Here is a 22989-nt window from a genome sequence, read left to right on the forward strand (position 1 = left end):
TAAATTATGGAGGGATAGTATGAGTTCGTTAAAAGCATTTTTGAATCCAATTAAAGTGGAAAACAAGGAAGTGATTGTGTCCAACAGGTTTCAGGAGGATGGAAAGCCCGTCCCCTTTGTGATAAGGCCAATCACTCAAAAAGAAAATGAGGAATTGATAAGGAAATACACAAAAAAGGATAAAAAGGGCCAGGAAACGTTTAACCGCACCGAATATATTCATGCATTAACGGCAAGTGCTGTTGTATTTCCGGATCTCAAGAACGCAGAGCTCCAAAAAAGCTATGGAGTTTTGGGAGAGGCAGAGCTGCTAAAGACAATGCTCTATGTAGGGGAGTTTGCTGAGCTGGCAAAGGAGGTCCAGGCGTTGAGCGGCCTCGATGTGGATATTAACGAGGATATTGAAGAAGTAAAAAACGAATAAAGCAAGGTGATGCCGAGTTCAATCTGGCTCACTTTGCTTTGCAGAAGCTTCATATCCTGCCGTCTGCCCTGGTGGATATGAGTGAAAAGGAAAGGACCTTTATTTATGCCAGCATACAGTTAAGGATAGAAGATGAAAAGAGGGAAAAAAGCAAGATTAATAAAGCTAGGGCAAAAGGGGGGAGGAGAAGATAATGGTCACTCTTAAAGCTATGCTCCTTCAAATAGAAGGTTGGAATGAGGCTATTGAAATTTTTAACAGAAAAATAGAGGTGACAGCACAAAAAATGCTGAAGGCGAGCGGGGAGGCAGATCAGCTTGACGACAAGCTGAAATCTGCCGGAGCCAGCGCCGGCATAATAAGTAAGGCTTTGGACAGTTTGAAAAATCCCTCTTTTATAATAGACAAAGTGGTTGAGGGGATGAAAATAATGGATCAATTCACCAATGCTGCCACCAAGCTGAAGTATATCAATAGCGACCTTAAAACACAGGCAGAGCTTCAGGATAAGGTTTTTGCCGCCGCTAACAGGTCCCGATCTGCCTACTCTGATATGGTCGATGTTATAGCCAAATTGAAGCCTATAACAGAGAAGCAGTTTTTATCCAATGATGAGTTGATTGCCTTTGCCGAATTAGTGCAGAAAGGCTTCAGGATAAGTGGCGCAGGCACAGAAGAGCAATCATCCGCCATGTCACAGCTAATCAATTCTATGGCAGCAGGAGGATTGCAGGGTGGTGAATTTGAGTCCATCATGAAAGACGCCCCTGTGATTGCAGATGCGATAGCAGAGTATACCGGAAAGAGTAAGGATGAACTTAAAAAGCTATCGGCAGAAGGTTTGATTACTGCTGATATAATTAAAAATGCAATATTTTATTCGGCAGATGATATCAACTCCAGATTTGATGCCATGAGCTCCGAGGCTGAATTAATACCTATGACCTTCGCTGATGTATGGAACAGGGTGAAAAATTCTGCGCTACAGGCGTTTAGCGGTGTAATGGAGAGCATTAGTAAGCTCATAAACAATAAAGCCTTTACTTCGTTACTGGGCATGGTTACCGGTGCATTGAATGTTATTGTCTTCCCATTGGATAAAATTTTAAAAGCGATATCCTATATTGGAGACGTAATCTCCTATCTATGGCCAATTATTGAACCAATACTTACTGCTGTAGGATCTGCACTGCTATTTTGGACTACCACACAAATTCCTCTGCTTACTTCCAAGATATCATTGATGGTTATGGAGCTATGGTCGGCGGTTCGGCCAATATTGGCGCAGGCAGCAGCCTGGGCTATGGCTAACATGCCTATTTTATTATTAGGAGCGATGATCGGTCTACTTATTTATGCGATTTTAAAATACGGGGATTGTGTCATCGAGGTGGTTGGCGTAATCGGCGGGGTAATTGGAGGTATCGTAGCAGTTTTGCTTAATGTTGGTCGGACTATTGTTAATATTCTTATCAGCCTTGCAGAATTCATAAAAAATGTTTTCAAAAATCCCGTATATAGCATAAACAGGCTATTTGTTAATTTGGCAATTAGCATACTGGATCTTATTCAGTCTATTGCTAAGGCTATTGATAAAGTTTTCGGAACAAGTTTGGCCGACGGGCTACAAAGTTTTAAAAACTTTTTGAATAACCAGTTGAGTATACGGGTGGGTCCGAAGCCGGAGGATTACACGGAAGAAGAAAAACACAATATGTTGGATATCGTTGATACTGTAAATTTTGGTTACGACATAGGTAAAAAAGCAGGTACGACCAGTGTTCAGGAGTTATCTGGTCAATTAAGAAGCTTGTTTTCTCATGACGGCTCCATAAGTATACCTCATTATGACACTTTTGATGGATTCGAAACTCCAATGGACCCATTGACAGTTGCAAATTTTGATTACAACATGGACACCATAAGCATGCCTAATTATGATCCTTTTAAAGGTTTCGGAACTCCGATGGACCCATTGATAGTTGAAGGCGTCGGTCCGGGAGGTAAAGTTGAAGTTGATATGTCGGATGAGGACATGAAATACCTGAGAGACATTGCTGAAAGAGATTACATTAACAAATTCAGCACGGCCACATTGGCTCCCAGCATTTCCGTGAGTTTTGGAGATGTGCATGAAACGGCAGATGCCGACAAGCTGGCAGGCAGAATACAAAAGATATTGGCAGAGGAGATTGCTATGGCTGCAGAGGGGGTTTATGCTTAATGTATGCTATATTTTTTGACAAGGACAACATAACATACAGGTTGCCCGTGAATCCTGAGCAGATAGAGATAACTTCCACCCAGGCTATTGAAAGGTATGAGATATTAAAATCAGGACAGGTGGCAATACCAACACATATGGAGCTGAAAGAATATAGCTTTGAGTGTGAGCTGCCCCATACTGTTACGCATTATACGGAAACCTCCAGAGGCTTCAAGAATGCGGATTACTACCTTCGGTTGTTTGAACAGTGGAGAAAAAACCTTGAACCGGTAAGGTTTATTGCCTGCAACGGAATGGGTGATGATATCAACTCTCTGGTGCTGATAGAAGACCTCAGAATAACTGAAAAAGCTGGGGAAGAAGGCGATAAATATGTAAGCTTTAGCCTGCTGGAATACGTAGATTTGGAAAAGCAGATAATCCCAAAGCCAGCCGATCAGTTACTGCCTGGAGTTATAAAGGAAGAGCCCCCAAAGGGGGGCAATCCCAAACATAACGGAACTTATACGGTTGTAAGAGGTGATAGCCTGTGGGCTATTGCAAAGAAATTTTACGGTGATGGGTCCCTGTACACAAAAATTGTGGAAGCCAACAGGGACAAAATAAAAAATCCCTCTTTGATCTATCCCGGACAGAAGCTGGTGATCCCCGAATGAGTATGGAGTTCCTCGTTAAAGTAGATAACAATGTATATGAAATAAGCGGGCTTGTTACATCCATATCATATTCAGACAGGCTGAATGACGGATGCAGCAAGCTCGAATTTTCATATGTTGGTGATATCCTGAAAGTTAAAAATGGGAGTGTCATAAGTTTTAAATATGATAATGTCGGCATCTTTTATGGATATGTATTCAAGCATGGACAAAATAAGAGAAAGGAGATTACTGTCACTGCGTATGACCAGCTGAGATACTGCAAGGCAAAGGATACCATTGTGGTCAGGGGTGATTCGGTGACCAGCCTTGTGAAAAAGATGTGCAATTATTTTGGACTCAAAACAGGGGCTCTTACCAATACAGGTTATACGCTTGCCACAAGTATTCAAGATGACAAGACCTGGCTTGACATTATATATTCCGGAATAGATGACACTCTTACCAATACCGGCAGATGGTATTCATTGAGGGATGAGTTTGGCAGCATAGCGCTGCGGGATCTGGTGGATCTGCAGCTTAACCTTGTGCTGGGAGATGAAAGCCTTGTTTATGACTATAAGTATGACAAGTCCATTGATGATGAGTTTTATAATCAAATCAAGATAGTGAGCGATAATGAGTCTACGGGGAAAAGGGATGTTTACATTACAAAAGACAGTGGTTCAATAGCCAAATATGGCCTGCTGCAGTATTTTGAGGTGCTTAATAAAAATGCGAATCCCTCCCAGGCGAAGTCAAAGGCGGATATGCTTCTAAAGCTGTATAACAGGGAGGTTGAGACAATAAGCCTGGACTGCCTGGGGGATACAAGTGTACGAGCCGGGTCCAGTTTTTATGGTCGGATTGGTGATATAGAACTCAACAGAAGATTGATTGTCCGTTCAGTCACGCATAAATTCCTGCCGGTTCATACGATGTCTCTGGAGGTGGCAATATGATAAATGAAATTAAAACTATAGTGCAGAACTACCTGAACAACGCTAAGCTGTGCAGCATTATGCTGGGAACGGTAACCGATGATGGGATTAAGGTCAGCGATAAGCTGGTCATTCCTAAGGAACTTGTTGTCGGAAATTTAAAAAACTCCGTTCTCGTTGGACAGAAGGTCAGGCTTTTGAGGAATCACGGAGGACAGCAGTTCTATATTTTGGAGGTGGTGGCTGAATGATACCTCAGGGTTTTATTGATTTTGACCTGATAGCTGCCAAGACTGCAGGAACTACCAGAACTTATAAACTATCGGGCAATAGGATACAAGGTTTTGCAGACGGGCTGGAAGCTTTAGAACAAGCTATATATAAGGTGCTCAATACTGAGAAATATGAGTACCCGATATATAGCTTTTCTTATGGCATTGAGCTGGAAAACCTTATAGGAAAGGACCCTCTGTATGTCCAGGTGGAACTAAAAAGAAGGATCCTAGAGTGCCTTCTTAAGGATGAACGAATACAGGGAGTTGACAATTTTAAGTTTGAAACTTCCGGGGACCGCCTGTTTTGTGTTTTTGACGTAATAAGTACCTATGGAAAAATCACAGTGACAAAGGGGGTGGAAATCTGATGTTTGAAGACATGACTTATGAAAACATACTGAAAGATATGTTGAGCAGGGTGACATCCGATGTGGACAAAAGAGAAGGCTCGGTTATTTTTGACGCACTGGCCCCATGTGCCTATAAATTAGCGGAAACTTATTTTAAGCTGAACAATTTTATTGATCTGGTAAGCGCTGATACTGCTGTGGGTGAATATCTGGACCGTGTTGTGGCGGACTATGGGATAAAAAGAAAGGCTGCCACCTATGCAGTAAGAAAGGTTGAAGCAACAGCGCCAGTTGACATCGGTACGCGATGGGGACTGAAGGACACAACATATGTTATCACAGAGAAAATGTCGGATACTGAATACAAAGCGAAGTGCGAGCAGTTGGGTTCCATCGGGAATCAATATTCCGGCCTTCTGGATAACATTGACAATGTGCCTGATGTGGCTGCAGCCCTGACAGACATAATCATTTCCGGTGAGGATGAGGAAACTGACGATAGCCTAAGAGCAAGATTCTATAACCAGATCCGCACTCCAAGCACTTCCGGAAATGCAGACCATTACAGAAAGTGGGCTATGGAAGTTGCCGGATGTGGAGATGCGAAAGTGCTTCCTCTCTGGAATGGAAACGGGACCGTCAAGGTGTTGGTGGTTGACGAAAATATGGCGGTAGATGAGGCTTTGCCGGCTGCCGTGGCAGCACATATCGAGACAGTACGTCCGATAGGGGCAGCGGTAACAGTGGAAAGCCCGCAGGAAAAGGTCATATCCATATCGGCAGGTGTTGTTCTCGATGGTTCCAAGACACTGAATGATGTTTACAACAGCTTTTCTAAAGCATTCTCAGAGTATCTTAAGGATATTGTTTTTAAGAACTATAGCATAAGTTACGCACGCATAGGGAGCCTTTTGTTATCTACGGACGGTGTGGCAGATTATGTAAATCTGCTTGTGAACGGTGGTGCTGCGAATATAACAATTGGCGAAACTGAGGTGCCCGTAGCCGGAACAATTGCCTTGACGGAGGTGGTATAGCATGAATCTGATGGATCTGCTGCCTGACTATTATAAAGGCAATCTTACGATGGAAGAGCTGCAGGATATTTTAAGCGCAGATATGGACAATCTGGCAACGGCCTTCGATAAGACGATAAACCAGTGCTTTGTGAACACTGCTACTGACCTATTGAGCCGGTATGAAAAGATTTTCGGGCTTCAAGTTGATGTCAATAAACCCGATGAGTTCCGACGTGAACGCATCCGGGCAAAGATTAGGGGTACCGGAACGGTAACAAAGCAGATGATAAAGGATGTGGCGAGCTCTTATTCCAATGGTGAAGTGGAGGTAATAGAAGACCCTTCTAATTACAGCTTTAAAATAAAGTTTATTGGCACAAAGGGAATTCCTGCGAATATGACCGACCTGACATTGACCATTCAGGAAATCAAACCAGCTCACTTAGCTTTTGAATTTGAATTTACTTATAATACCTGGAAGGATGTTGAGGGTATGACCTGGAGTGAGGCAAGTACTTATACATGGAATGAATTAAGAGTGAGGTGATTATATGGCTGAATATACAAATAATTATAATTTGGAGAAGCAGCAAGCGAATGAATATATCAGCATCGAGGGAATAAATGATAACTTTGATATAATTGATGCTCAAATGAAAAGCAATGAGGAAGCAGCTTCTAAGGTGCAAACAGACCTCAATGAGCACATGAAAGACAATATGAAGCATATAGTCTACGCTGTAGCAAGCGGTACAAATACTTATACGGCTGCAATCAATGGTATTACATCGCTTGTTGAAGGGATGAGCATTAAAATCAAGTTCCCCAATGCAAACACAGGAGCAAGTACCCTTAATATTAACGGTCTGGGAGCAAAAGAAATACGTAAGAGCAATGGAAATGCTTTGTCCAGTGGAAACATAAAGGCAGGACAGATATGCCATCTGGTTTACACTGGTTCGGTTTTTCAGTTATTGGGTGAAGGGGGTGAGTATGGAACAGCCACATCCGATAAAGTATTAGCTGGTTATACTATAGGGACAGAAAGTGGAGTTATGGAAGGTACGATGCCCAATAATGGACCTGCTGCAGCAGATACAATCAACCTTACGAACCAAAACCAGGAGTATACTATTGCACAAGGGTATCATTCCGGATTACGCAAAATAAAGGCTGCAATTAGTGGATTGGCAGCAAATGTAATAAAAGCTGGCACCACGGTGGGTGGTATAGTAGGTACATTTACATCAGATGCGAATGCAGCAGCAGGTCATATATTGTCTGGAATGACAGCGTATGTCAATGGTAATAAGATTACAGGCAATATTCCAAGCAAAGGTGCGGCAACATATACACCGGGAACAACCAATCAGACTATTGCAGCTGGACAGTATTTATCAGGAACTCAAACTATTATAGGCGATGCTAATTTAGTAGCTGCAAATATAAAAAGTGGTATTTCTATATTTGGAGTTACAGGCTCTTATCAAACTCCTGTAATAAAAAGCATACAAAGAGGTTCATACACCTTTGATGATACAACTTCTTCTGTAAATATAACTATATCTGCAGTAGATTTAAATGCAGCCATTGTATTGTTTTCTCATAAGTATATAAGTGGAATAACAACGCCTTATAATGTACTTATTTGGGCAAGACTTACTAGCCCGACTACACTTGAATTAGCAAGGGCGCAAGCACAAGGTCAACAACAAGTGGAATGGCAAGTAGTTGAGTTTAATAATGTAAAAAGCGTACAAAGAGGTACTGTAAATATGAATTCATCTGCTACGGTTACTATAAATGCAGTTGATTTGAGTAAATCGTTGTGTTTTGCATCTTTTAAAGATTCAGGGTCGGGAGGTGATATGAGTAATGCATTTGTGGCAATTAAATTTAATAGTACAACTCAATTGTCGTTAAGCGCATACGCCACAATTTCTAATACACGAAGTGTGCATTGGCAAGTAATAGAATTTAAGTAATGGAGGTGTATATATGTTTTACTATGCTCAGTTAAATGAAAACAATATATGTGTTGGAGTGTCTATGCTTTCAGGTGAAGTTAATGCTTCAAATATGGTGCAAATTTCTGATTATTCAGAAGATTATATTTATCGAAAGTATGATGCTGAAGCTCAGACATGGGGCACAGAGAAGTATGAGCCAGAAACTAATACTAGGCTAACAGAGTTTGAAGAAGCTAGACAACGCATATCCGACATTGAAATGGCATTAGCTGCTATTATGGGAGGTGCTGTATGATGCCAGAATGGAAAAAGAACATATTTGTGAGAGTTATAAGTACAAGAATGACAACCGAAGGCAGGACAGCAGAGGATATTTTGCTTGACTACCCAACACTAACGGAAGCAGAAAAAGCTGAAATTCTGACAGGGCTTGCTTAACGGCAGGCCCTTATTATTTTTTCGAAAGAGGGTGTCTTATGGGAGAAGGCGAGCATAAATGTATAATGGAGGAAAGAGTGAGGGCATTGGAGACAGATCAGGCTGAAACCCGTATTTATGTCAAGGAAATCCGTGAGGATATACAGGAAATTAAAGCAGACATCAAGAAGGCGGCTCAGCACCCTCAACCTAAAGAAGACAGCAGGATTTGGAGTCAAATTGTGATAGAGCTCATTAAACTGGTAAAGTACTGTGTTGCTGTTCTAGGAGGTGTTATAGGCGCCGCCAAGATTATCGGAAAGGGTGGCTAATAGTACGCCTATTAGTGTGCCTATTAAAGTGAAGGAGGTAAAAGATGAAGGTATATATTTCGCCCAGCACGCAGGAAAAGAATATCGGAGTTGGAAATTATGGTACGGAAGAAAAAAGGATGAATGAAATTGCGGACATCGTTTGTCCTCTCCTGGAGTACAACGGATTCACAGTCAAAAGGAACAGGCCGGAAATGACATTATCACAGATTATAGCCGATTCCGATGCGTGGAAACCAGATATACATGTGGCAATACACAGCAATGCAGTGGGTGGAAGTGGTGCAGGACAGGCTAGAGGTTGTGAGGTTTACGGATATCTGATTGATGGGAGGGTTACCAACAGCCAGAGGCTTTCAGAAGCAATATATAAGGAAGTGTCTGCTATTACTCCCACGTCCGACAGAGGAGTAAAAAACGGAGTGCCTCTTAATCTTGCTGAGATTGTGACGGTCAAAGCTACCAGTTGTATTGTTGAGGTTGCCTTCCACGACAATATGGAGGATGCTATCTGGATAATGAACAATATACCTCGGATTGGCGAGGCAATAGTAAAAGGTATCTGCAATTACTTTGGTGTAAGTTTCAGAAAGCCTTCCGATACTGTGGATTGGAAAGCAAAATATGAGAATCTTGTGGCACAATTGAAAAATCTTGTGAAAGGGTTAGATTGATGGGTGAAATGAAAAACTTCATGATAAATGACTGGCCGACTATATTGATTATAGCGGCCTTTTTAATTTGGATAGGGTATCTGGTAGTCTGCAAAAAATGGGATCAGCTAAGGGGCATAGCATACCAGCTAATGCTGCAGGCTGAAAAGGCAATTACCGGAACCAAGAAAGGTCAGGAAAGATTTGAAGCTGTATTTAAACAGGTTTACAGTCTGATTCCTCCCTGGATGCAATTTTTCTTTCCCGAAACCATAGTGAGAGAAAAGCTGCAGGAGTGGTTTTACGACATCATGAATTATCTGAATGATAAAGGTGCATAGCAATGTTATTATAAACATGATATCCGGTGTTTTTTCAAAGCTTCACAACAACCAATTCTAGGCTGTTTCATCCTTTTTGCTTCCTCAATACAGAAAAAGTTGAAACCTTTGATTTATATACAATAAAGGTGTAGTATAGGTATGTAGGCATAAATATAATTTTTATTTTAAAAATCAAAGGGGGCTTTTGCATGATATTATCTACACAAACCTTCTATCTGAGCGAGCTTTTTGGTGATGAAACGGCAGTCAGGATGCTTGCTGAAGCAGGATATGATGCTCTGGACTATTCGATGTTTAGGATTACCGAGGACAGCCATATTTTGAATTCGGAAGGATATAAGGAATATGCGTTGAATCTGAAAAGAACGGCAGAGGAAGCCGGGGTACACTTCAACCAGGCTCATGCTCCATTTCCATCAGTTCGTTATGGTAATGATGAGTACAATGCCGACATGTTCAGGAAAATTGTACGTTCCATGGAGGTAGCATCAATCCTCGGGGCAAAGATAATAATCGTGCACCCTTTTGCCTGCCCTAAGGAAGTTGACCAAAAGGGTGAAAATATAGCTTTCTACAATCGTCTGATGCCTTATTGCAAGGAGTATGGAATAAAGGTTGCCCTGGAAAACATGTGGGGATATGACGAAAGGAGGGGCTGTATCGTTCCCAATGTGTGCAGCACCGGAGCGGAACTGGCTGAATACGTCGACGAATTGGACAGTGAGTGGTTTGTAGCATGCCTTGATGTTGGACACAGTGGTCTTATAGGGGAAGAAGCCTCAACAGCTATAAGGGTATTGGGAAAAGAGAGGCTTAAGGCGTTGCATGTACACGATAATGATTATAAAAGGGACTGTCATGTTATTCCGTTCGTGGGAAAAATGAACTGGGAGGATATTACGAAAGCCCTGGCGGACATTGGATATGAGGGTGATTTTACTCTTGAGGCGGACTCTTTTCTTTATGGCTATGATAAAGAATTTATTAGCTCTGCTGTAAAATTTATGCATGATACCGGCAGATATTTAATCAGCAGAATTGAAAATGCGAAAAAGTGAGATAAGCTTTAGAAAACGCACTGGGAGCGCTCAATGGGGAATTTGAAAAGTTGACTCCGGACCGATGGGAGAAAAGCGCACCTACCATTGACTGATTCGCTGATGGCCTGACGATAGGCCGAAATGGCAGCAAAATGGTAGGGTGCGCTTTATTGTATGAATGAAAGGGAATGGGTTAAGCTTTTGGCGTATTTGCCATTTCCCCATTGAGTTATATCCTGCTTTAAAATGATAAAAGTTTACAAAAAAAATGTTTACTTTACAAGGACGATAGCATGAACTATGATAGAATATAAAACATAATCAGCTAATTTGTACTTTGAAAATTTAGTGGTTAATACTTGGGGCAAAGTAGGGGTCAACGCGTTAAGTGCCGGTTGGATGGGAAGTTGCCGCCGGACGAAAAATCCTTATGGCAAAGGCGCCATAGTAAGTGATTTGCGGTGTTGATTCTGCATTCCGTTGCCACATAAGTGAGTCTTCTCTTTATGTGGCATATACCACTTAGAAGGGGAGATTTTTTTGAAAATATTAATATGGAAGCTCAAATCATCTCTGGATGAATTTGGAAATGCCCGGACTATTGCAATGTCCGGAATGTTGGTCGCTCTCAATGTAATTCTGACCTTTTTTGATATTTCCTTATCAAATGTGCTGAGGATCAGCTTTTCCTTTCTGCCGCTGGCTATGGGCGGCATGCTTTACGGGCCTGTTGTCGGAGGTGCAATGGGTGTGGTAGGGGATATCCTTGGATATCTTGCCCGTCCTGACGGTCCGTTTTTTCCGGGATTCACGCTAAATGCCCTGCTTTCGGGGGCTCTTTATGGACTTTTCCTGTATAAGCGGCCTGTGAAACTGAAAAGCGTTATAGCTGTGTCTTTGCTGATTACTGTGTCAATTAATCTGTTGTTGAACCCCGTCTGGCTCAGCATGATGTATGGGAATGCGTTCATCGTATTGCTTACAGGACGTATTGTCAAGAATGTGATAATGTTTCCCATTAATACGGCACTGCTTTTTGCTGCCTTGAAGCTCGTTGAAAGGGTAAAAATCCGGAGCAATTCTTAAATAAAAGAGCCAAGGGACATTTTGCTCCTACAGGAGGTATCCGGATTTACAAAAGGCGGCTATCTCTGATTTCCCTCCGGCACATAATTGTGGTCGACAGTGATTATCGAATGATAAGTTCTGTTAAACTCGTGGATTTTGTCCGATATCAATTCGGCAAGCTCATCATCGCTTAATTCGAAGTCATAGGGTACCACTACATCAAATATCAGGTTGGAATGGGTTAGGCCAAAAACCACGCGAAAATCGTGCATGCTTATTTTGGGGGAGATCTTCTGGAGGATGTCTTCTACAATGGCCTTCAGTGCGTTGATTCTTTCATCGTCGGTGACGACAGGATCGAGATGAATGACCATATGAATGCCTTCATCCTTCAGAAAATCCCTTTCGATATTGTCAATAATATCATGGCTTGCCATAATGTCCTGATCGGCAGATACTTCACAGTGCACTGAAGCAAAGCATTTGCCCGGCCCATAGCTGTGTACTGTCAGGTCATGCAGGCCGATAATGCCGTCATAGCTAAGGATTTTTTTGTAGATCTTATCCACCAGTTCCTTGGTAGGTGCCATTCCCAGCAATGGACTGATGGTCTCCTGAATAAGCTTGACCCCGGAAAACAGTATAAAAAGTGCAACAGCAGCTCCCATATAGCCATCCAGGTTATATCCGGTGGAGCGGGTTATGATTGCAGCGGCCAGTACTGCTGATGTGGAGAATATATCATTCCGGCTGTCCACAGATGTCGCCATAAGAGTTGTGGAATCTATCATCCTGCCTATCTTGCGGTAGAACATGGATTGCCAGAGTTTTATGAGGATGGAGACTATCAGAACCATTATGGAAATAGCGTTGAAATTAGCCTCCTGAGGATTTATGATTTTTTCAACAGAGCTTTTGAACAACTCAAAACCCAAAAAAAGGACTAAAAATGAGACAATAAGACCCGATATATACTCCATGCGGGCATGGCCGTATGGATGTTTTTCATCTGCCGGTTTTCCTGATAGCTTGAAACCTGTGAGGGTTATCAGCGATGAGCCGGAGTCGGATAGGTTATTTATGGCATCTGCGGTAATGGATATGCTGTTAAAGAGCATGCCCACAGTCATTTTAAAAATAAAAAGAAGTATGTTGGTGGCAATGCCTGCAATACTGGCAAATTTTCCGTAGCGCTCTCGCACCTTGGAGCTGGATATGTTTTTATAATCTTTTACAAACAGCCTTATTAATAAGTTTGTCAATATTACACCTCTATTCTGAAAAATATAAATCTTCGACATATAAGTTAATTATACCCTCGAAAGTATAAAAAAAAGCAACAAATTACCTGGCTTGCACCTGTAATTCCCTAAAGGTGATCACAAGCAGCATTTTCTTAATACTATAGGATATTTGGGATTCCCTTGACCGGTGCAACATGTTCAAGCAATTTGTTTCTTTTTCGCGTGGATTCTTTGCTGCTTCTTCTGAGCAGAGGGTTCTTACCAGCAGTTGCCTGCCATGCCCGGGATCTATTTTTGCCCATAATAGGCGTTGGCGCCATGCTTTCTTAGAAAATGCCTGTCCAGCAAAGCTTGATGGATGGGATCGGCTTTGGGGTTTAACATAAGAGTATTATAAGCCATCATAGCTACTTCTTCCAGGACTACTGCATTATGTACTGCTTCATGGGCATCTTTGCCCCATGTGAAGGGACCGTGGTTATTCACCAATACACCGGGAACATGCATGGGGTTTTTATACCGGAAGGTTTCAATTATGACATTTCCCGTCTCCTTTTCGTATTCGCCATTTATTTCTGCAGGAGTCATTTTTCTGGTGCATGGAATCTCCCCGTAAAAATAATCCGCATGGGTGGTTCCCAGGACAGGTATGCTTCTGCCCGATTGAGCCCATACGGTAGCCCATCTCGAATGGGTATGGACTATGCCTCCTACCTCCTTAAAGCTTCTATACAAAGCAAGATGGGTAGGAGTATCGGAAGATGGATTCAGGTCTCCTTCGACAACATTGCCGTCAAGATCCAGAACGACAAGATGTTCAGCCTTGAGTTTTTCATAGGGGACACCACTGGGTTTTATAACTATCAGGTTTTTCTCGCGGTCGATCCCGCTCACATTGCCCCAGGTATAAGTAACAAGGCCTCTTTTTGGAAGCTCAAGATTGGCTTCCAGCACTGCCTGTTTCAGGTCCTCCAGCATATAAGCAACTCCTCCTTTATGCACTGGCATTTTCCATGCTAAACCAAGAAGCTTTATATCTACTATACCAATTTAAATAATTCTAAGGAAAATATGATAAAATTCGGATTCAATTATATCATTTTACAGTTGTACGCACAAGTGCATGATGTTGTACTTCTATTGGCATGTATGCTGATAAAGTAAATCTTTCAGTGGAGAATTGCTAAAACAGCAGATTCTTTGACATGCACAGTTTATTAAGCCTTTAGGGCTTAGAGTTTGAAAAGCCGGAGGCTGGGATATATAGCGACAGAAATGATGCCTTGAATTTAGTGAATTCGAAGAACCACCTCTAGATAGATATTGCGTAATGCCTGGGGTGTTAAATCATTAATGCATTTTGTAGGAAATCCTCGTAGGAAATTTGCGGAATGGAAACAGGTTATCAAAACCACACGGTTGGAACGACGGGTTTGATGCGGTATGTCATATATAAAGGCTGCCGTCATATTCATGATAGCAGCCTGAAACTGTTAATAGAGAGACAAACTCAATCTTTCGGCATCGCCCTTTACAGAAACTGACTATGGGAAGATAAACTTAAGTTTTCTATCATCACCCATCACAGATATTTTCCATAGAGAGGTAATTTCAGTTTTCAGCATCAATCATTGTGGATGATGTACATAGAGAGATAAAATCGATTTTTCAGCATCACCTAATACAGATACCGACTATAGAGATAAACTCAGTTTTTCGTCATCATCCAATACAGGTGTTGTACATAAAGAGGTAAATTCAGTTCTTGCATCATCCATTACGAATGCTGTCCATGGAGATGGGTTTTCCGCCAAGGATTCTTGACTGTTCTGCCGCAAGAGCAATAAAATGGCTTTCCACGGATTTGTCAATGCTGGTTAACAGGTTATCGCTCCTACCTGAAATCAGGGAATCAATGAAATCCTCCACCATGCGTACATCTCCTCCCCCGTGGCCGGACAGGTTTTCAGCGATCTCTGTGATGTCTATCCTTTCATGCCGGCCTCCAAAGGGATAAACATCTATTATGTTTGTGCCCATATCAGCATTGATTTCGCCCAGGGTGCCCATGACTTTAGTATGGCGGTAGATTTTGTCGGTGAAGGCGCACATTGTAAAGCTGATGGTGGATCCATCCTCCATCCTCATATTAACCACCTGGTGGTCGACCACATTGTTATCGCAGTGGTATACGCAGCGGCCGTAAGGTCCGGTTTTCAAGGCATGACGTATGCTTTCCACGGTGGGATGCAGTGCCAGAACATCCAGAGGCCAGCCGGTGTTTCCGCTCAATATCCCTGTTGCTTTATTGGTTATATAGATTTTTTCCGCATCATAGGGGCAGTTTTCCTTGGCTTTGCAGCCATCGGTACAGCGCAGGGCAGCACCTGCAGGAGCTTTTTCCGCCTTGAAAAGGTAGGTATCGCCGAAGGAGGTCACCGTATTGCAGGTCTTACCGGTCAACCAGAGGAGTATATCCATATCATGGCAGCACTTTTGCAGGATCATAGGGCTGCTTAAGTCGGAATTACGCCAGTTTCCCCGCACGAAACTGTGAGCCTGATGCCAGTAGCCTACGTTTTCAATGGCCTGCACGGATACGATTTCTCCTATAATACCAGAATCTATAATTTCCTTTAACTTTGAATAGAACGGCGTATAGCGGAGCACATGGCACACGATGACCTGCCTTTTAGTTTCGTGGGCAACCTTGACAATTTCACGGCACTCATTAAGATCAGGAGAAATGGGCTTTTCCAGCAGTAGATGATATCCTTTTTTTAGTGCGGGTATGGCATGCCCGAAATGCTGCCTGTCCTGAGTACAGATGAACATCATGTCAGCCAGTTTATCCTGGGCGAGCATTTCCTCAGCACTGTTAAAACAGCGATCTTCCGGTATGTTATAGGTTTTTGCCACTTCCTCCAACTTTTCACGATCGATATCAGCGATGGCGACAATCTCCATTTTATCGGGAATGATCCTGGCAACCGGGGCATAGGTATCTTTACCGCGGCTGCCCAACCCTGCGATGGCGACAGTTACTTTTTTGCTCATTTCACAGCACTCCTTTTTTGTATTCTGGTTGTTCTTGTAGAATTCCGACTATCCACAAACTTGCCTCGATGTCCCTATAATAGTAAATTTATTGGTTGATGCAAAGGCTTGATTGTTGCAGATATTTGCATATATGTTGCCACGTCTTTTAATTTTGGTGTACAATGACAGAAGGAGCTTGCAGGGATAATCAGATGTTGGAATGCGGGAACAAGGGGATGACTGCAGGACGATTGCAAGCTTGCTGAGAGGGGAATGTGTATGAATTACATATCCGAATACTATGACGCCGAAACCAAGCCCAGCACCAGCCTATCGGTATATCAATGCGGCTGGCAGGATTGCGGCCCGGGACACTCCTATGGACCTGCCATCCGGGACCATTATGTAATTCACTATATTATCCGCGGCAGAGGCGAATACCATGCTGACGGCAAAGTCTATCAGCTTGCCAGGGGGGACGGATTTTTGATCGTTCCCAACCAGTCCACCTTTTACCGTTCCGATCTGGAGGACCCTTGGGAGTATTTTTGGGTTGGATTTCACGGATCAGAAGCTAAAAATCTATTGGAACAGGCCAATTTGAACAGGGAGTCCCTGATCTTTCGTTATGATAGGGATGATATGTTGAGGCACCATCTGGCCAGCATCCATGATGTCACCAAGCGTAAGAACTGCCTGGGACAGCAGGCGATGGAATATGCCATGATAGGATATCTTTACCTGTTCATTTCCTGCCTCATAAAAGAAAACAGCTCCAACAGCGGAGCCAGCCAGAAACAGGACTATTTTGCCCGGGCACTGCGCTTTATCGAGGAAAACTTTTCTTATGATATATCTGTCGAAGATATCGCAAGCTTCGTGGGAGTGGACCGCACTTACCTTTACCGTATTTTCATTGAGCAGCTCTCCATATCTCCCAGCCGTTATCTGATGGATTACAGGCTTAACCGGGCGGCACGCATGCTGGCGGCCACAGATCTTTCACTGAAAGAGGCGGCTTATTCTGTAGGATTTCGAGATGTTGCCCATTTCTCCAGGTCCTTTCATAAAAAATATGGTATGTCTCCCCTTAAGTATCGCAAAATGAGGGGTGAAAAATCCATTTAATTTTCACATTTGTGAAAGCCACCTTGCAGCAACTCAGCAATCCCGATTTATAAAGTTATAAAAGGAGTGGAGTCAAGATGTATAAAATACTTATCAAGGAAAAGGTATTAAAAGACAGGAAATATTTTAAAAGCTGCCATGCATCCACACTTACGGTGCTTCCGAATGGAAATATACTATCCGCATGGTTCGGAGGAACGCAAGAGGGAGCCGATGATGTTGCCATATGGGGAGCAGTGCGGGAAAACGATTCATGGTCGGAGCCTTTCAAAATTGCGGATGAGGAAGGACTGCCCCACTGGAATCCTGTGCTCTTCACAAGAGGCGGCAGGGTATTCCTCTTCTACAAGGTAGGGCATGAGATCAGTGATTGGTACACAAGGTATACGGTTTCGGAGGATAACGGTAAAACATGGTCTGAGCCTGTTGAACTGGTAAAGGGTGACAGGGGAGGAAGAGGACCTGTGAAAAACAAAATGCTGGTTCTTTCCAACGGAGCATGGATTGCGCCTGCTTCAACGGAAAAAGGCATGTGGAAAGCCTTTGCGGATATATCCTATGATGATGGGCGGACATGGTTAAGAAGCGAGGATATCTGTATCGATTTCCTGAAGCATAGCCCGGCTGATACTGATAATGCAACGGTTTCTGAGCAATCCTTTCTGAGGAGGGGAGTGATACAGCCAACCCTTTGGGAATCGGAGCCAGGCAAAGTCCATATGCTTCTTAGGAGCACGGAAGGGTTCATATATAGAAGCGATTCGGAAGACTACGGAAAAAGTTGGTCGGAAGCATATCCAACAGCGCTTCCTAACAACAACAGCGGCATAGATCTGGTAAGGCTGGGTAATGGCGTGCTGTACCTCGCATACAACCCTATAGGGGAGAACTGGGGACCGAGAACACCCATAGTGCTGGCTGCTTCCTCAGACAATGGCATCTCATGGAAGGAGCAGCTGGTGTTGGACGATGGCCCCGGAGAATTTTCCTATCCGGCGGTTATTTCCGACGGGGAGGATATTTTAATTACATACACGTGGAAGAGGGAAAATATCGCTTTCTGGAGGATATCCACCCAGGTGTGATTTAAAAGCATGGAGCAAGGAAGAATGGCGGGAATTTGCTTTTTCGATGGTGCCGTGAGGTGGATTTGCATGGGATAAGACAATAAGCCTGTTTCAGAATGTCCGGCTTTAAAAGAAAAGGAGGATGGGTATGAATTTCAGAGACAAAGTATGTGTTGTGACAGGTGGAGCGCTCGGCATCGGCCGATGCCTTACAAGAGAATTTGCAAAAGCTGGGTCAAAGGTGGCTTTTATCGATATGAATAAGGAGGCTGGAGAGGAGAATCTCGAGTTTATAAAACAAAAGGGAGGAGAAGCTCTTTTCTATTGTGGAGATGTTGCACGGGAAGAAGATTTGATTAATTTTAAAGATGAAGTAATCAACCGTTTCGGGAGGGTTGATTATCTCATTAACAATGCCGGGTTGAGCCGGAGGGGCATTCTGTCATCCTGCAGCTATGACGACTTCAACTATGTATTGAAGGTGGGAATCACTGCTCCCTACTACCTCACAAAGCTATTTCTTCCACATTTCAGCCGGGGAGGCTCCGTCGTGAATATTTCCTCCACCCGGGCCATGATGTCCCAGGCTGATACCGAAAGCTACACTGCGGCAAAGGGAGGAGTTTCGGCCTTGACTCATGCCCTGGCAGTAAGCCTTGCCGGGAGAGTCAGGGTTAATTCGGTTTCTCCCGGGTGGATTGATACCGGAGCTTATCATGATGAAAACTATCACCCTGCCTATACGGAGGCTGATACCGCCCAGCATCCGTCGGGCAGAGTGGGAGAGCCGATGGATATAGCCCGGGTAGTTATGTTCCTATGTGATGAGGAAAACAGCTTCATCACAGGGGAAAACATCACGGTGGATGGAGGTATGACCAAATTGATGATTTACAGCGGGGATGAAGGTTGGGAATACAAGGTGACTAAACGCACATAAGGATCTGCCTTTAGTTGATTTTGCTCTGTTTGAATCAAATATTATTTTAGTTTATTACTATATTGCCAAAAGGGGCTTAATGTGGAAGAATTATATGTATATTAAAATAGTACATTATTTCTATATTCGGAGGGTCTTTCAATGATTGCAAAGCTAAAACCTACCCCCCGTCAGCTGGAATATCAGGACTGGGAATTTGGACTTTTTGTGCATTTTGGCATCAGGACTTTTTATGAGGGCCACAGGGACTGGGACGGCAAGGAGATGGATGCGGCCGCATTCAATCCTACCCAGTTGGATTGTGAACAGTGGATAAGTACGGCCAAGGAAGCGGGGATGAAATATGCCGTTCTTGTGGCAAAACATCATGATGGTTTCGCCAACTGGCCTTCAAAATACACGGATTTTTCCGTGGCAGCGTCTCCCTGGAAGGAAGGAAAAGGGGATGTCGTAAGGGAATTTGTCGACGCATGCCGCAAATATGATATGAAGGTTGGCCTATACTACTCTCCTGCCGACGCATCCACCAACAAAATCAAGAGAACGGATAAAGAATATGACGATTACTTTATTTCCCAGATAAGCGAATTGCTTACGGGATATGGGGAAATAGACATACTGTGGTTTGACGGCTGCGGTTCCGAAAACCATCAGTATGACTGGAAACGCATAATAGGGGAAATAAGAAGAATGCAGCCGAACATCCTCATATTCAACATGGGAGATCCGGATTTCCGCTGGGTAGGAAATGAAGCTGGAATTGCGCCATACCCCTGCTGGAACGTGGTGGATTCGGTGCCCTTCTCCATTCAGACAGACAGGCTGGACCGCTTTGACGATAGAGGTTATATGTGGCTCCCTGCCGAATGCGACTGCATGATGAGGGAGCACAACTGGTTTTACAGCGATAGCGATGAGCAGGACGTAAAAAGTCTTGATCGTTTGATGGGGATGTACTACTATTCAGTGGGAAGAGGGGCAAATCTGCTGCTCAACATCGGGCCGGACCGGAGAGGACTTCTTCCTGACAAGGACAGGCAGAGGCTTATAGAATTCGGAAACGAGATTAGAAGGCGTTTTTCCAACCCGCTGGCTTCCACATCCGATTTTGCAAAAGACGGTCTGAAATGGTCATATAACTGTACCAAGCCTGTATTATTTGATCATATGGTTATAAAAGAGGATCTGAGAGAAGGGGAAAATGTCCGGAGATTTCGAATTGTTGTTGTACCCTATCCCTATGGGCAGGAGATTACAATTTATGAAGGTATGAACATAGGACATAAGGCCATATGCAGTTTCCCTCCAATAAAAGCCGGAAAGGTTATGCTGGAAATAACCGAAGCGGACGAGGAACCAACCATATCAAGCATTGAGCTGTACTATGCCGGTGGAAAATGCTAAATTTCAGAGATGCCATCATCACAGTTTTTCTTTAATATAAGGCCTACCGGAGTGCTTTCGGAGAGCAAAAAGAAGTAAGAGCAGGAGGCCTTGGAAGGTTAGGCCAACACAGCAAGGATAAAAAGCGTAAGGAGGTTGGCCGGCTTGAGAGAAAATGAGATAGCGTTTTCAAAAGAGGCTTTTGCTATCCTTTGACATGAAAAAGACATGCCCTACCTTGAGTGAGGTGCATGTCTTTTTTTGATATTAAGGCTGCTTTGGATTTGGAAAGAGGTTCTTTTGTAAAGAGCGAGTAAAATTTGCAGCCGAAGCGCTAAAAGTTTCCATATTGCAGTTTTATACGTTAAACAGGAGCTCCGAGTAAGTCGGGAATGGCCACAAGTCTTTCGGAACGATGGCTTCCAGCAGGTCGGCGTCCGCACGCAGAGCTTCCATCGCAGGGATTACAAGGTTTTTGTATGCCACCGCTTCCTTATAGGCGTCATGTTCTGCGCAAGCTTCTTCCACAGCTTTTTCCAGAGCAGAAATGTTGCTGCTGAAAGAGTTGATAACTCCGGATATTTCGGTGAGGGCTGACACCTGAGCAGAAACATCAACCGGACATCCTGTTGCTTTTATAGAGTTTACAGTGTCGGACAAATCCTTGCAGTACCGGAAGGCTGCAGGCAGTATTTCGGTTTTTGCCATGGACAACATGGTTAAAGCTTCTATGTTGATAGTTTTGATGTAGTTTTCCAGCATTATCGCATATCTGGATTCAATTTCGGTTTTCGACAATACTCCATGTCTTGTAAAGAGCTCCACATTCTTTTCCTTTATAAACATCGGGATGCAATCGACAGTGGATTTCAAGTTGTAAAGGCCCCTCTTTTCAGCTTCGGCAACCCATTCCTCAGAATAGTTGTTGCCATTGAAAATAATGCGTTTATGTGTTTTTACCACTTCCGACAGGAGGGCTTTTAATTCTGCATGGAAATCTTCAGCCTTTTCCAGGCGGTCGGCAAATCTCATGAGCACGTCGGCAACAATTGTGTTAAGAACATAGTTGGGGTCGGCAATGGAAGCTGAGGAACCCACCATGCGGAATTCGAACTTGTTTCCTGTAAAGGCAAAGGGTGAGGTTCTGTTTCTGTCGGTGGCATCCTTGGGGAGCTTAGGCAGGCTGGTTACACCTATTTCCAAGGTCTCGTAAACTTCTTTCCCTTCAGCCTTGCCGTTTTCAAGCTGTAACAATATATCTGTAAGCTGGTCGCCCAGGAATATGGAAACTATTGCCGGAGGCGCTTCGTTGGCACCCAAGCGGTGGTCATTTCCGGCGCTGGCAACGGAAAGACGCAGAAGATCTGCATACTCATCCACAGCTTTTATAACAGCGCATAGGAATACCAGGAACTGTGCGTTTTCACAGGGTGTGCTGCCCGGGTCCAGAAGGTTCTGCCCGTCATCCGTAGACATGGACCAGTTGTTGTGTTTGCCTGAACCGTTTACCCCGGCAAAGGGTTTTTCATGCAGAAGGCAGGCGAGGTTGTGCCGAAGGGCTACTTTTTTCATAAGCTCCATGGTGAGCTGGTTATGGTCTGTAGCTATGTTTGAAGTGCTGAAAATGGGAGCCAGCTCATGCTGCGCAGGTGCAACCTCATTATGCTTGGTTTTTGCTGATATGCCCAGTTTCCACAGTTCTCTGTCCAATTCCTTCATATATTCGGAAATCCGTTCCTTTAAGCTTCCAAAATAGTGGTCTTCCAGCTCCTGACCTTTGGGAGGCTTTGCTCCAAACAGGGTCCTTCCGGTCATGATCAAGTCCTTGCGCTTGGTATATAAATCTTTATCCACCAGGAAATATTCCTGCTCTGGGCCGACGGTGGTGGTTACCTTTGTGGCCGTCGTGTTTCCAAACAGACGGAGCACTCTTATTGCCTGCTTGGACAGGGCTTCCATGGAGCGGAGAAGGGGTGTTTTCTTGTCCAGAACTTCTCCCGTATAAGAACAGAAGGCTGTAGGAATGTACAATGTCCCGTCCTTTATGAATGCCGGGGAAGTACAGTCCCAAGCAGTATATCCCCGGGCTTCAAATGTGGCCCGCAATCCGCCGGAAGGAAAGCTTGAGGCATCAGGCTCGCCTTTGATGAGATCCTTGCCGCTGAATTCCATTATGACTTTGCCGTCATGGGTGGGAGATATGAAACTGTCATGCTTTTCCGCGGTAATTCCAGTAAGAGGCTGGAACCAGTGGGTGAAGTGGGTGGCGCCTTTTTCAATTGCCCAGTCCTTCATAGCGTTTGCCACAACTTCCGCAATGTTTTCGTCCAGGGGCAGCCCATTATCTATCGTCTTTTTAAGGGATTTGTAGGCTGCCTTGGGGAGTCTTTCGCGCATAACCGCATCATTGAATACCGATATTCCGAAAATGTCGATGACTTTCGTTTCATTGTTTGCCATAATATAACCTCCTAAAATACATTTTTTAAAATA

24 protein-coding genes and 1 riboswitch are annotated in these 22989 nt (G+C 43.7%); of the genes, 20 read left to right on the forward strand and 4 right to left on the reverse strand.

Translation table 11 applies throughout. From position 1 onward, the window contains the following. The first annotated feature begins 19 nt into the window (after positions 1 to 19). The 16 genes from CDO33_RS00375 to CDO33_RS00450 all read left to right on the forward strand — a co-directional run bounded on the left by CDO33_RS00375 (position 20) and on the right by CDO33_RS00450 (position 11713). Positions 20 to 424, forward strand: a complete 405-nt coding sequence (locus CDO33_RS00375; RefSeq protein WP_103082019.1) for a phage tail assembly chaperone — start codon at positions 20 to 22, stop codon at positions 422 to 424. 193 nt (positions 425 to 617) lie between these two features. Continuing rightward, complete coding sequence (locus CDO33_RS00385) at positions 618 to 2648, forward strand: tape measure protein (protein ID WP_103082017.1); 2031 nt, start codon at positions 618 to 620, stop codon at positions 2646 to 2648. Then, positions 2648 to 3307, forward strand: coding sequence for a LysM peptidoglycan-binding domain-containing protein (locus tag CDO33_RS00390; RefSeq protein ID WP_103082016.1), 660 nt, complete (start codon positions 2648 to 2650; stop codon positions 3305 to 3307). Before CDO33_RS00385 ends, CDO33_RS00390 begins: the two co-directional genes overlap by 1 nt. Next, on the forward strand, positions 3304 to 4248 hold the full coding sequence (locus CDO33_RS00395) for an XkdQ/YqbQ family protein (RefSeq protein WP_103082015.1): 945 nt from the start codon (positions 3304 to 3306) through the stop codon (positions 4246 to 4248). Before CDO33_RS00390 ends, CDO33_RS00395 begins: the two co-directional genes overlap by 4 nt. Continuing rightward, entirely contained in the window at positions 4245 to 4478 is a 234-nt protein-coding gene (locus tag CDO33_RS00400; RefSeq protein WP_103082014.1) for a DNA helicase, read from the forward strand. Before CDO33_RS00395 ends, CDO33_RS00400 begins: the two co-directional genes overlap by 4 nt. Next, positions 4475 to 4870 (forward strand): DUF2634 domain-containing protein, encoded by a 396-nt coding sequence (locus CDO33_RS00405; protein ID WP_103082013.1) that lies wholly within the window; start codon positions 4475 to 4477, stop codon positions 4868 to 4870. Before CDO33_RS00400 ends, CDO33_RS00405 begins: the two co-directional genes overlap by 4 nt. Continuing rightward, positions 4870 to 5889 (forward strand): baseplate J/gp47 family protein, encoded by a 1020-nt coding sequence (locus tag CDO33_RS00410; RefSeq protein ID WP_170045763.1) that lies wholly within the window; start codon positions 4870 to 4872, stop codon positions 5887 to 5889. The genes CDO33_RS00405 and CDO33_RS00410 overlap by 1 nt, the downstream gene beginning before the upstream one ends. A gap of 1 nt (position 5890) precedes the next feature. Beyond that, positions 5891 to 6418 (forward strand): putative phage tail protein, encoded by a 528-nt coding sequence (locus CDO33_RS00415; protein WP_103082012.1) that lies wholly within the window; start codon positions 5891 to 5893, stop codon positions 6416 to 6418. A gap of 4 nt (positions 6419 to 6422) precedes the next feature. Next, entirely contained in the window at positions 6423 to 7856 is a 1434-nt protein-coding gene (locus CDO33_RS00420; RefSeq protein WP_103082011.1) for a hypothetical protein, read from the forward strand. A gap of 13 nt (positions 7857 to 7869) precedes the next feature. After that, positions 7870 to 8136 carry a hypothetical protein gene (locus tag CDO33_RS00425; RefSeq protein WP_103082010.1) on the forward strand — a complete coding sequence of 89 codons (267 nt, stop codon included), beginning with the start codon at positions 7870 to 7872 and terminating at the stop codon, positions 8134 to 8136. Further along, entirely contained in the window at positions 8133 to 8279 is a 147-nt protein-coding gene (locus CDO33_RS20645; protein WP_161496547.1) for a hypothetical protein, read from the forward strand. The genes CDO33_RS00425 and CDO33_RS20645 overlap by 4 nt, the downstream gene beginning before the upstream one ends. Before the next feature lie 38 nt (positions 8280 to 8317). Continuing rightward, complete coding sequence (locus tag CDO33_RS00430) at positions 8318 to 8590, forward strand: hypothetical protein (RefSeq protein WP_103082009.1); 273 nt, start codon at positions 8318 to 8320, stop codon at positions 8588 to 8590. Positions 8591 to 8634: 44 nt separating this feature from the next. After that, positions 8635 to 9264: an N-acetylmuramoyl-L-alanine amidase family protein gene (locus CDO33_RS00435; protein ID WP_103082008.1), complete on the forward strand. Its 630-nt coding sequence runs from the start codon at positions 8635 to 8637 to the stop codon at positions 9262 to 9264. After that, positions 9264 to 9584, forward strand: a complete 321-nt coding sequence (locus CDO33_RS00440) for a hypothetical protein (RefSeq protein ID WP_242973921.1) — start codon at positions 9264 to 9266, stop codon at positions 9582 to 9584. Before CDO33_RS00435 ends, CDO33_RS00440 begins: the two co-directional genes overlap by 1 nt. A gap of 191 nt (positions 9585 to 9775) precedes the next feature. Further along, positions 9776 to 10645 carry a sugar phosphate isomerase/epimerase family protein gene (locus CDO33_RS00445; protein ID WP_103082007.1) on the forward strand — a complete coding sequence of 290 codons (870 nt, stop codon included), beginning with the start codon at positions 9776 to 9778 and terminating at the stop codon, positions 10643 to 10645. Positions 10646 to 10990: 345 nt separating this feature from the next. Then, a riboswitch (THF riboswitch) is annotated at positions 10991 to 11112 on the forward strand. Positions 11113 to 11167: 55 nt separating this feature from the next. Next, a complete protein-coding gene (locus tag CDO33_RS00450) occupies positions 11168 to 11713 on the forward strand; it encodes a folate family ECF transporter S component (protein WP_242973920.1) in 546 nt (181 codons plus the stop codon). Between the two features lie 59 nt (positions 11714 to 11772). Here the strand turns inward: CDO33_RS00450 and CDO33_RS00455 are convergent, their stop codons facing one another. The 3 genes from CDO33_RS00455 to CDO33_RS00465 form a co-directional block, all read right to left on the reverse strand. Beyond that, a complete protein-coding gene (locus CDO33_RS00455) occupies positions 11773 to 12957 on the reverse strand; it encodes a cation diffusion facilitator family transporter (protein WP_103082006.1) in 1185 nt (394 codons plus the stop codon). Between the two features lie 270 nt (positions 12958 to 13227). Beyond that, positions 13228 to 13917, reverse strand: a complete 690-nt coding sequence (araD, locus tag CDO33_RS00460) for an L-ribulose-5-phosphate 4-epimerase (protein ID WP_103082005.1) — start codon at positions 13915 to 13917, stop codon at positions 13228 to 13230. A 792-nt stretch (positions 13918 to 14709) separates the two neighbouring features. Beyond that, entirely contained in the window at positions 14710 to 15996 is a 1287-nt protein-coding gene (locus CDO33_RS00465) for a Gfo/Idh/MocA family protein (protein WP_103082004.1), read from the reverse strand. Positions 15997 to 16257: 261 nt separating this feature from the next. Here CDO33_RS00465 and CDO33_RS00470 point away from each other — a divergent pair, with 261 nt between their 5' ends. From CDO33_RS00470 to CDO33_RS00485, 4 genes are all read left to right on the forward strand, one after another. After that, entirely contained in the window at positions 16258 to 17106 is an 849-nt protein-coding gene (locus CDO33_RS00470) for an AraC family transcriptional regulator (protein WP_161496546.1), read from the forward strand. Positions 17107 to 17183: 77 nt separating this feature from the next. Then, a complete protein-coding gene (locus tag CDO33_RS00475; protein ID WP_103082002.1) occupies positions 17184 to 18191 on the forward strand; it encodes a sialidase family protein in 1008 nt (335 codons plus the stop codon). Between the two features lie 130 nt (positions 18192 to 18321). After that, positions 18322 to 19113: an SDR family NAD(P)-dependent oxidoreductase gene (locus CDO33_RS00480; protein ID WP_103082001.1), complete on the forward strand. Its 792-nt coding sequence runs from the start codon at positions 18322 to 18324 to the stop codon at positions 19111 to 19113. Positions 19114 to 19254: 141 nt separating this feature from the next. Next, the gene (locus CDO33_RS00485; RefSeq protein ID WP_103082000.1) at positions 19255 to 20517 is read left to right on the forward strand and encodes an alpha-L-fucosidase; all 1263 of its coding nucleotides are present in this window, start codon (positions 19255 to 19257) and stop codon (positions 20515 to 20517) included. A gap of 336 nt (positions 20518 to 20853) precedes the next feature. Here CDO33_RS00485 and CDO33_RS00490 read toward each other — a convergent pair whose 3' ends face one another. Next, positions 20854 to 22956: a glutamine synthetase III family protein gene (locus tag CDO33_RS00490; protein ID WP_103081999.1), complete on the reverse strand. Its 2103-nt coding sequence runs from the start codon at positions 22954 to 22956 to the stop codon at positions 20854 to 20856. Positions 22957 to 22989: the final 33 nt, after the last annotated feature.

The sequence above is a fragment of the Clostridium thermosuccinogenes genome (assembly GCF_002896855.1).
GTDB lineage: Bacteria > Bacillota > Clostridia > Acetivibrionales > DSM-5807 > Pseudoclostridium > Pseudoclostridium thermosuccinogenes.

Coding starts and splice junctions, on each gene's coding strand:
- CDO33_RS00425 (WP_103082010.1), top strand. CDS start 7,870: ATGTTTTACTATGCTCAGTTAAATGAAAACAATATATGTGTTGGAGTG.
- CDO33_RS00435 (WP_103082008.1), top strand. CDS start 8,635: ATGAAGGTATATATTTCGCCCAGCACGCAGGAAAAGAATATCGGAGTT.
- CDO33_RS00440 (WP_242973921.1), top strand. CDS start 9,264: ATGGGTGAAATGAAAAACTTCATGATAAATGACTGGCCGACTATATTG.
- CDO33_RS00385 (WP_103082017.1), top strand. CDS start 618: ATGGTCACTCTTAAAGCTATGCTCCTTCAAATAGAAGGTTGGAATGAG.
- CDO33_RS00420 (WP_103082011.1), top strand. CDS start 6,423: ATGGCTGAATATACAAATAATTATAATTTGGAGAAGCAGCAAGCGAAT.
- CDO33_RS00410 (WP_170045763.1), top strand. CDS start 4,870: ATGTTTGAAGACATGACTTATGAAAACATACTGAAAGATATGTTGAGC.
- CDO33_RS00475 (WP_103082002.1), top strand. CDS start 17,184: ATGTATAAAATACTTATCAAGGAAAAGGTATTAAAAGACAGGAAATAT.
- CDO33_RS00405 (WP_103082013.1), top strand. CDS start 4,475: ATGATACCTCAGGGTTTTATTGATTTTGACCTGATAGCTGCCAAGACT.
- CDO33_RS00485 (WP_103082000.1), top strand. CDS start 19,255: ATGATTGCAAAGCTAAAACCTACCCCCCGTCAGCTGGAATATCAGGAC.
- CDO33_RS00445 (WP_103082007.1), top strand. CDS start 9,776: ATGATATTATCTACACAAACCTTCTATCTGAGCGAGCTTTTTGGTGAT.
- CDO33_RS00470 (WP_161496546.1), top strand. CDS start 16,258: ATGAATTACATATCCGAATACTATGACGCCGAAACCAAGCCCAGCACC.
- CDO33_RS00465 (WP_103082004.1), bottom strand. CDS start 15,996: ATGAGCAAAAAAGTAACTGTCGCCATCGCAGGGTTGGGCAGCCGCGGT.
- CDO33_RS00480 (WP_103082001.1), top strand. CDS start 18,322: ATGAATTTCAGAGACAAAGTATGTGTTGTGACAGGTGGAGCGCTCGGC.
- CDO33_RS00415 (WP_103082012.1), top strand. CDS start 5,891: ATGAATCTGATGGATCTGCTGCCTGACTATTATAAAGGCAATCTTACG.
- CDO33_RS00490 (WP_103081999.1), bottom strand. CDS start 22,956: ATGGCAAACAATGAAACGAAAGTCATCGACATTTTCGGAATATCGGTA.
- CDO33_RS00400 (WP_103082014.1), top strand. CDS start 4,245: ATGATAAATGAAATTAAAACTATAGTGCAGAACTACCTGAACAACGCT.
- CDO33_RS20645 (WP_161496547.1), top strand. CDS start 8,133: ATGATGCCAGAATGGAAAAAGAACATATTTGTGAGAGTTATAAGTACA.
- araD (WP_103082005.1), bottom strand. CDS start 13,917: ATGCTGGAGGACCTGAAACAGGCAGTGCTGGAAGCCAATCTTGAGCTT.
- CDO33_RS00375 (WP_103082019.1), top strand. CDS start 20: ATGAGTTCGTTAAAAGCATTTTTGAATCCAATTAAAGTGGAAAACAAG.
- CDO33_RS00430 (WP_103082009.1), top strand. CDS start 8,318: ATGGGAGAAGGCGAGCATAAATGTATAATGGAGGAAAGAGTGAGGGCA.
- CDO33_RS00395 (WP_103082015.1), top strand. CDS start 3,304: ATGAGTATGGAGTTCCTCGTTAAAGTAGATAACAATGTATATGAAATA.
- CDO33_RS00390 (WP_103082016.1), top strand. CDS start 2,648: ATGTATGCTATATTTTTTGACAAGGACAACATAACATACAGGTTGCCC.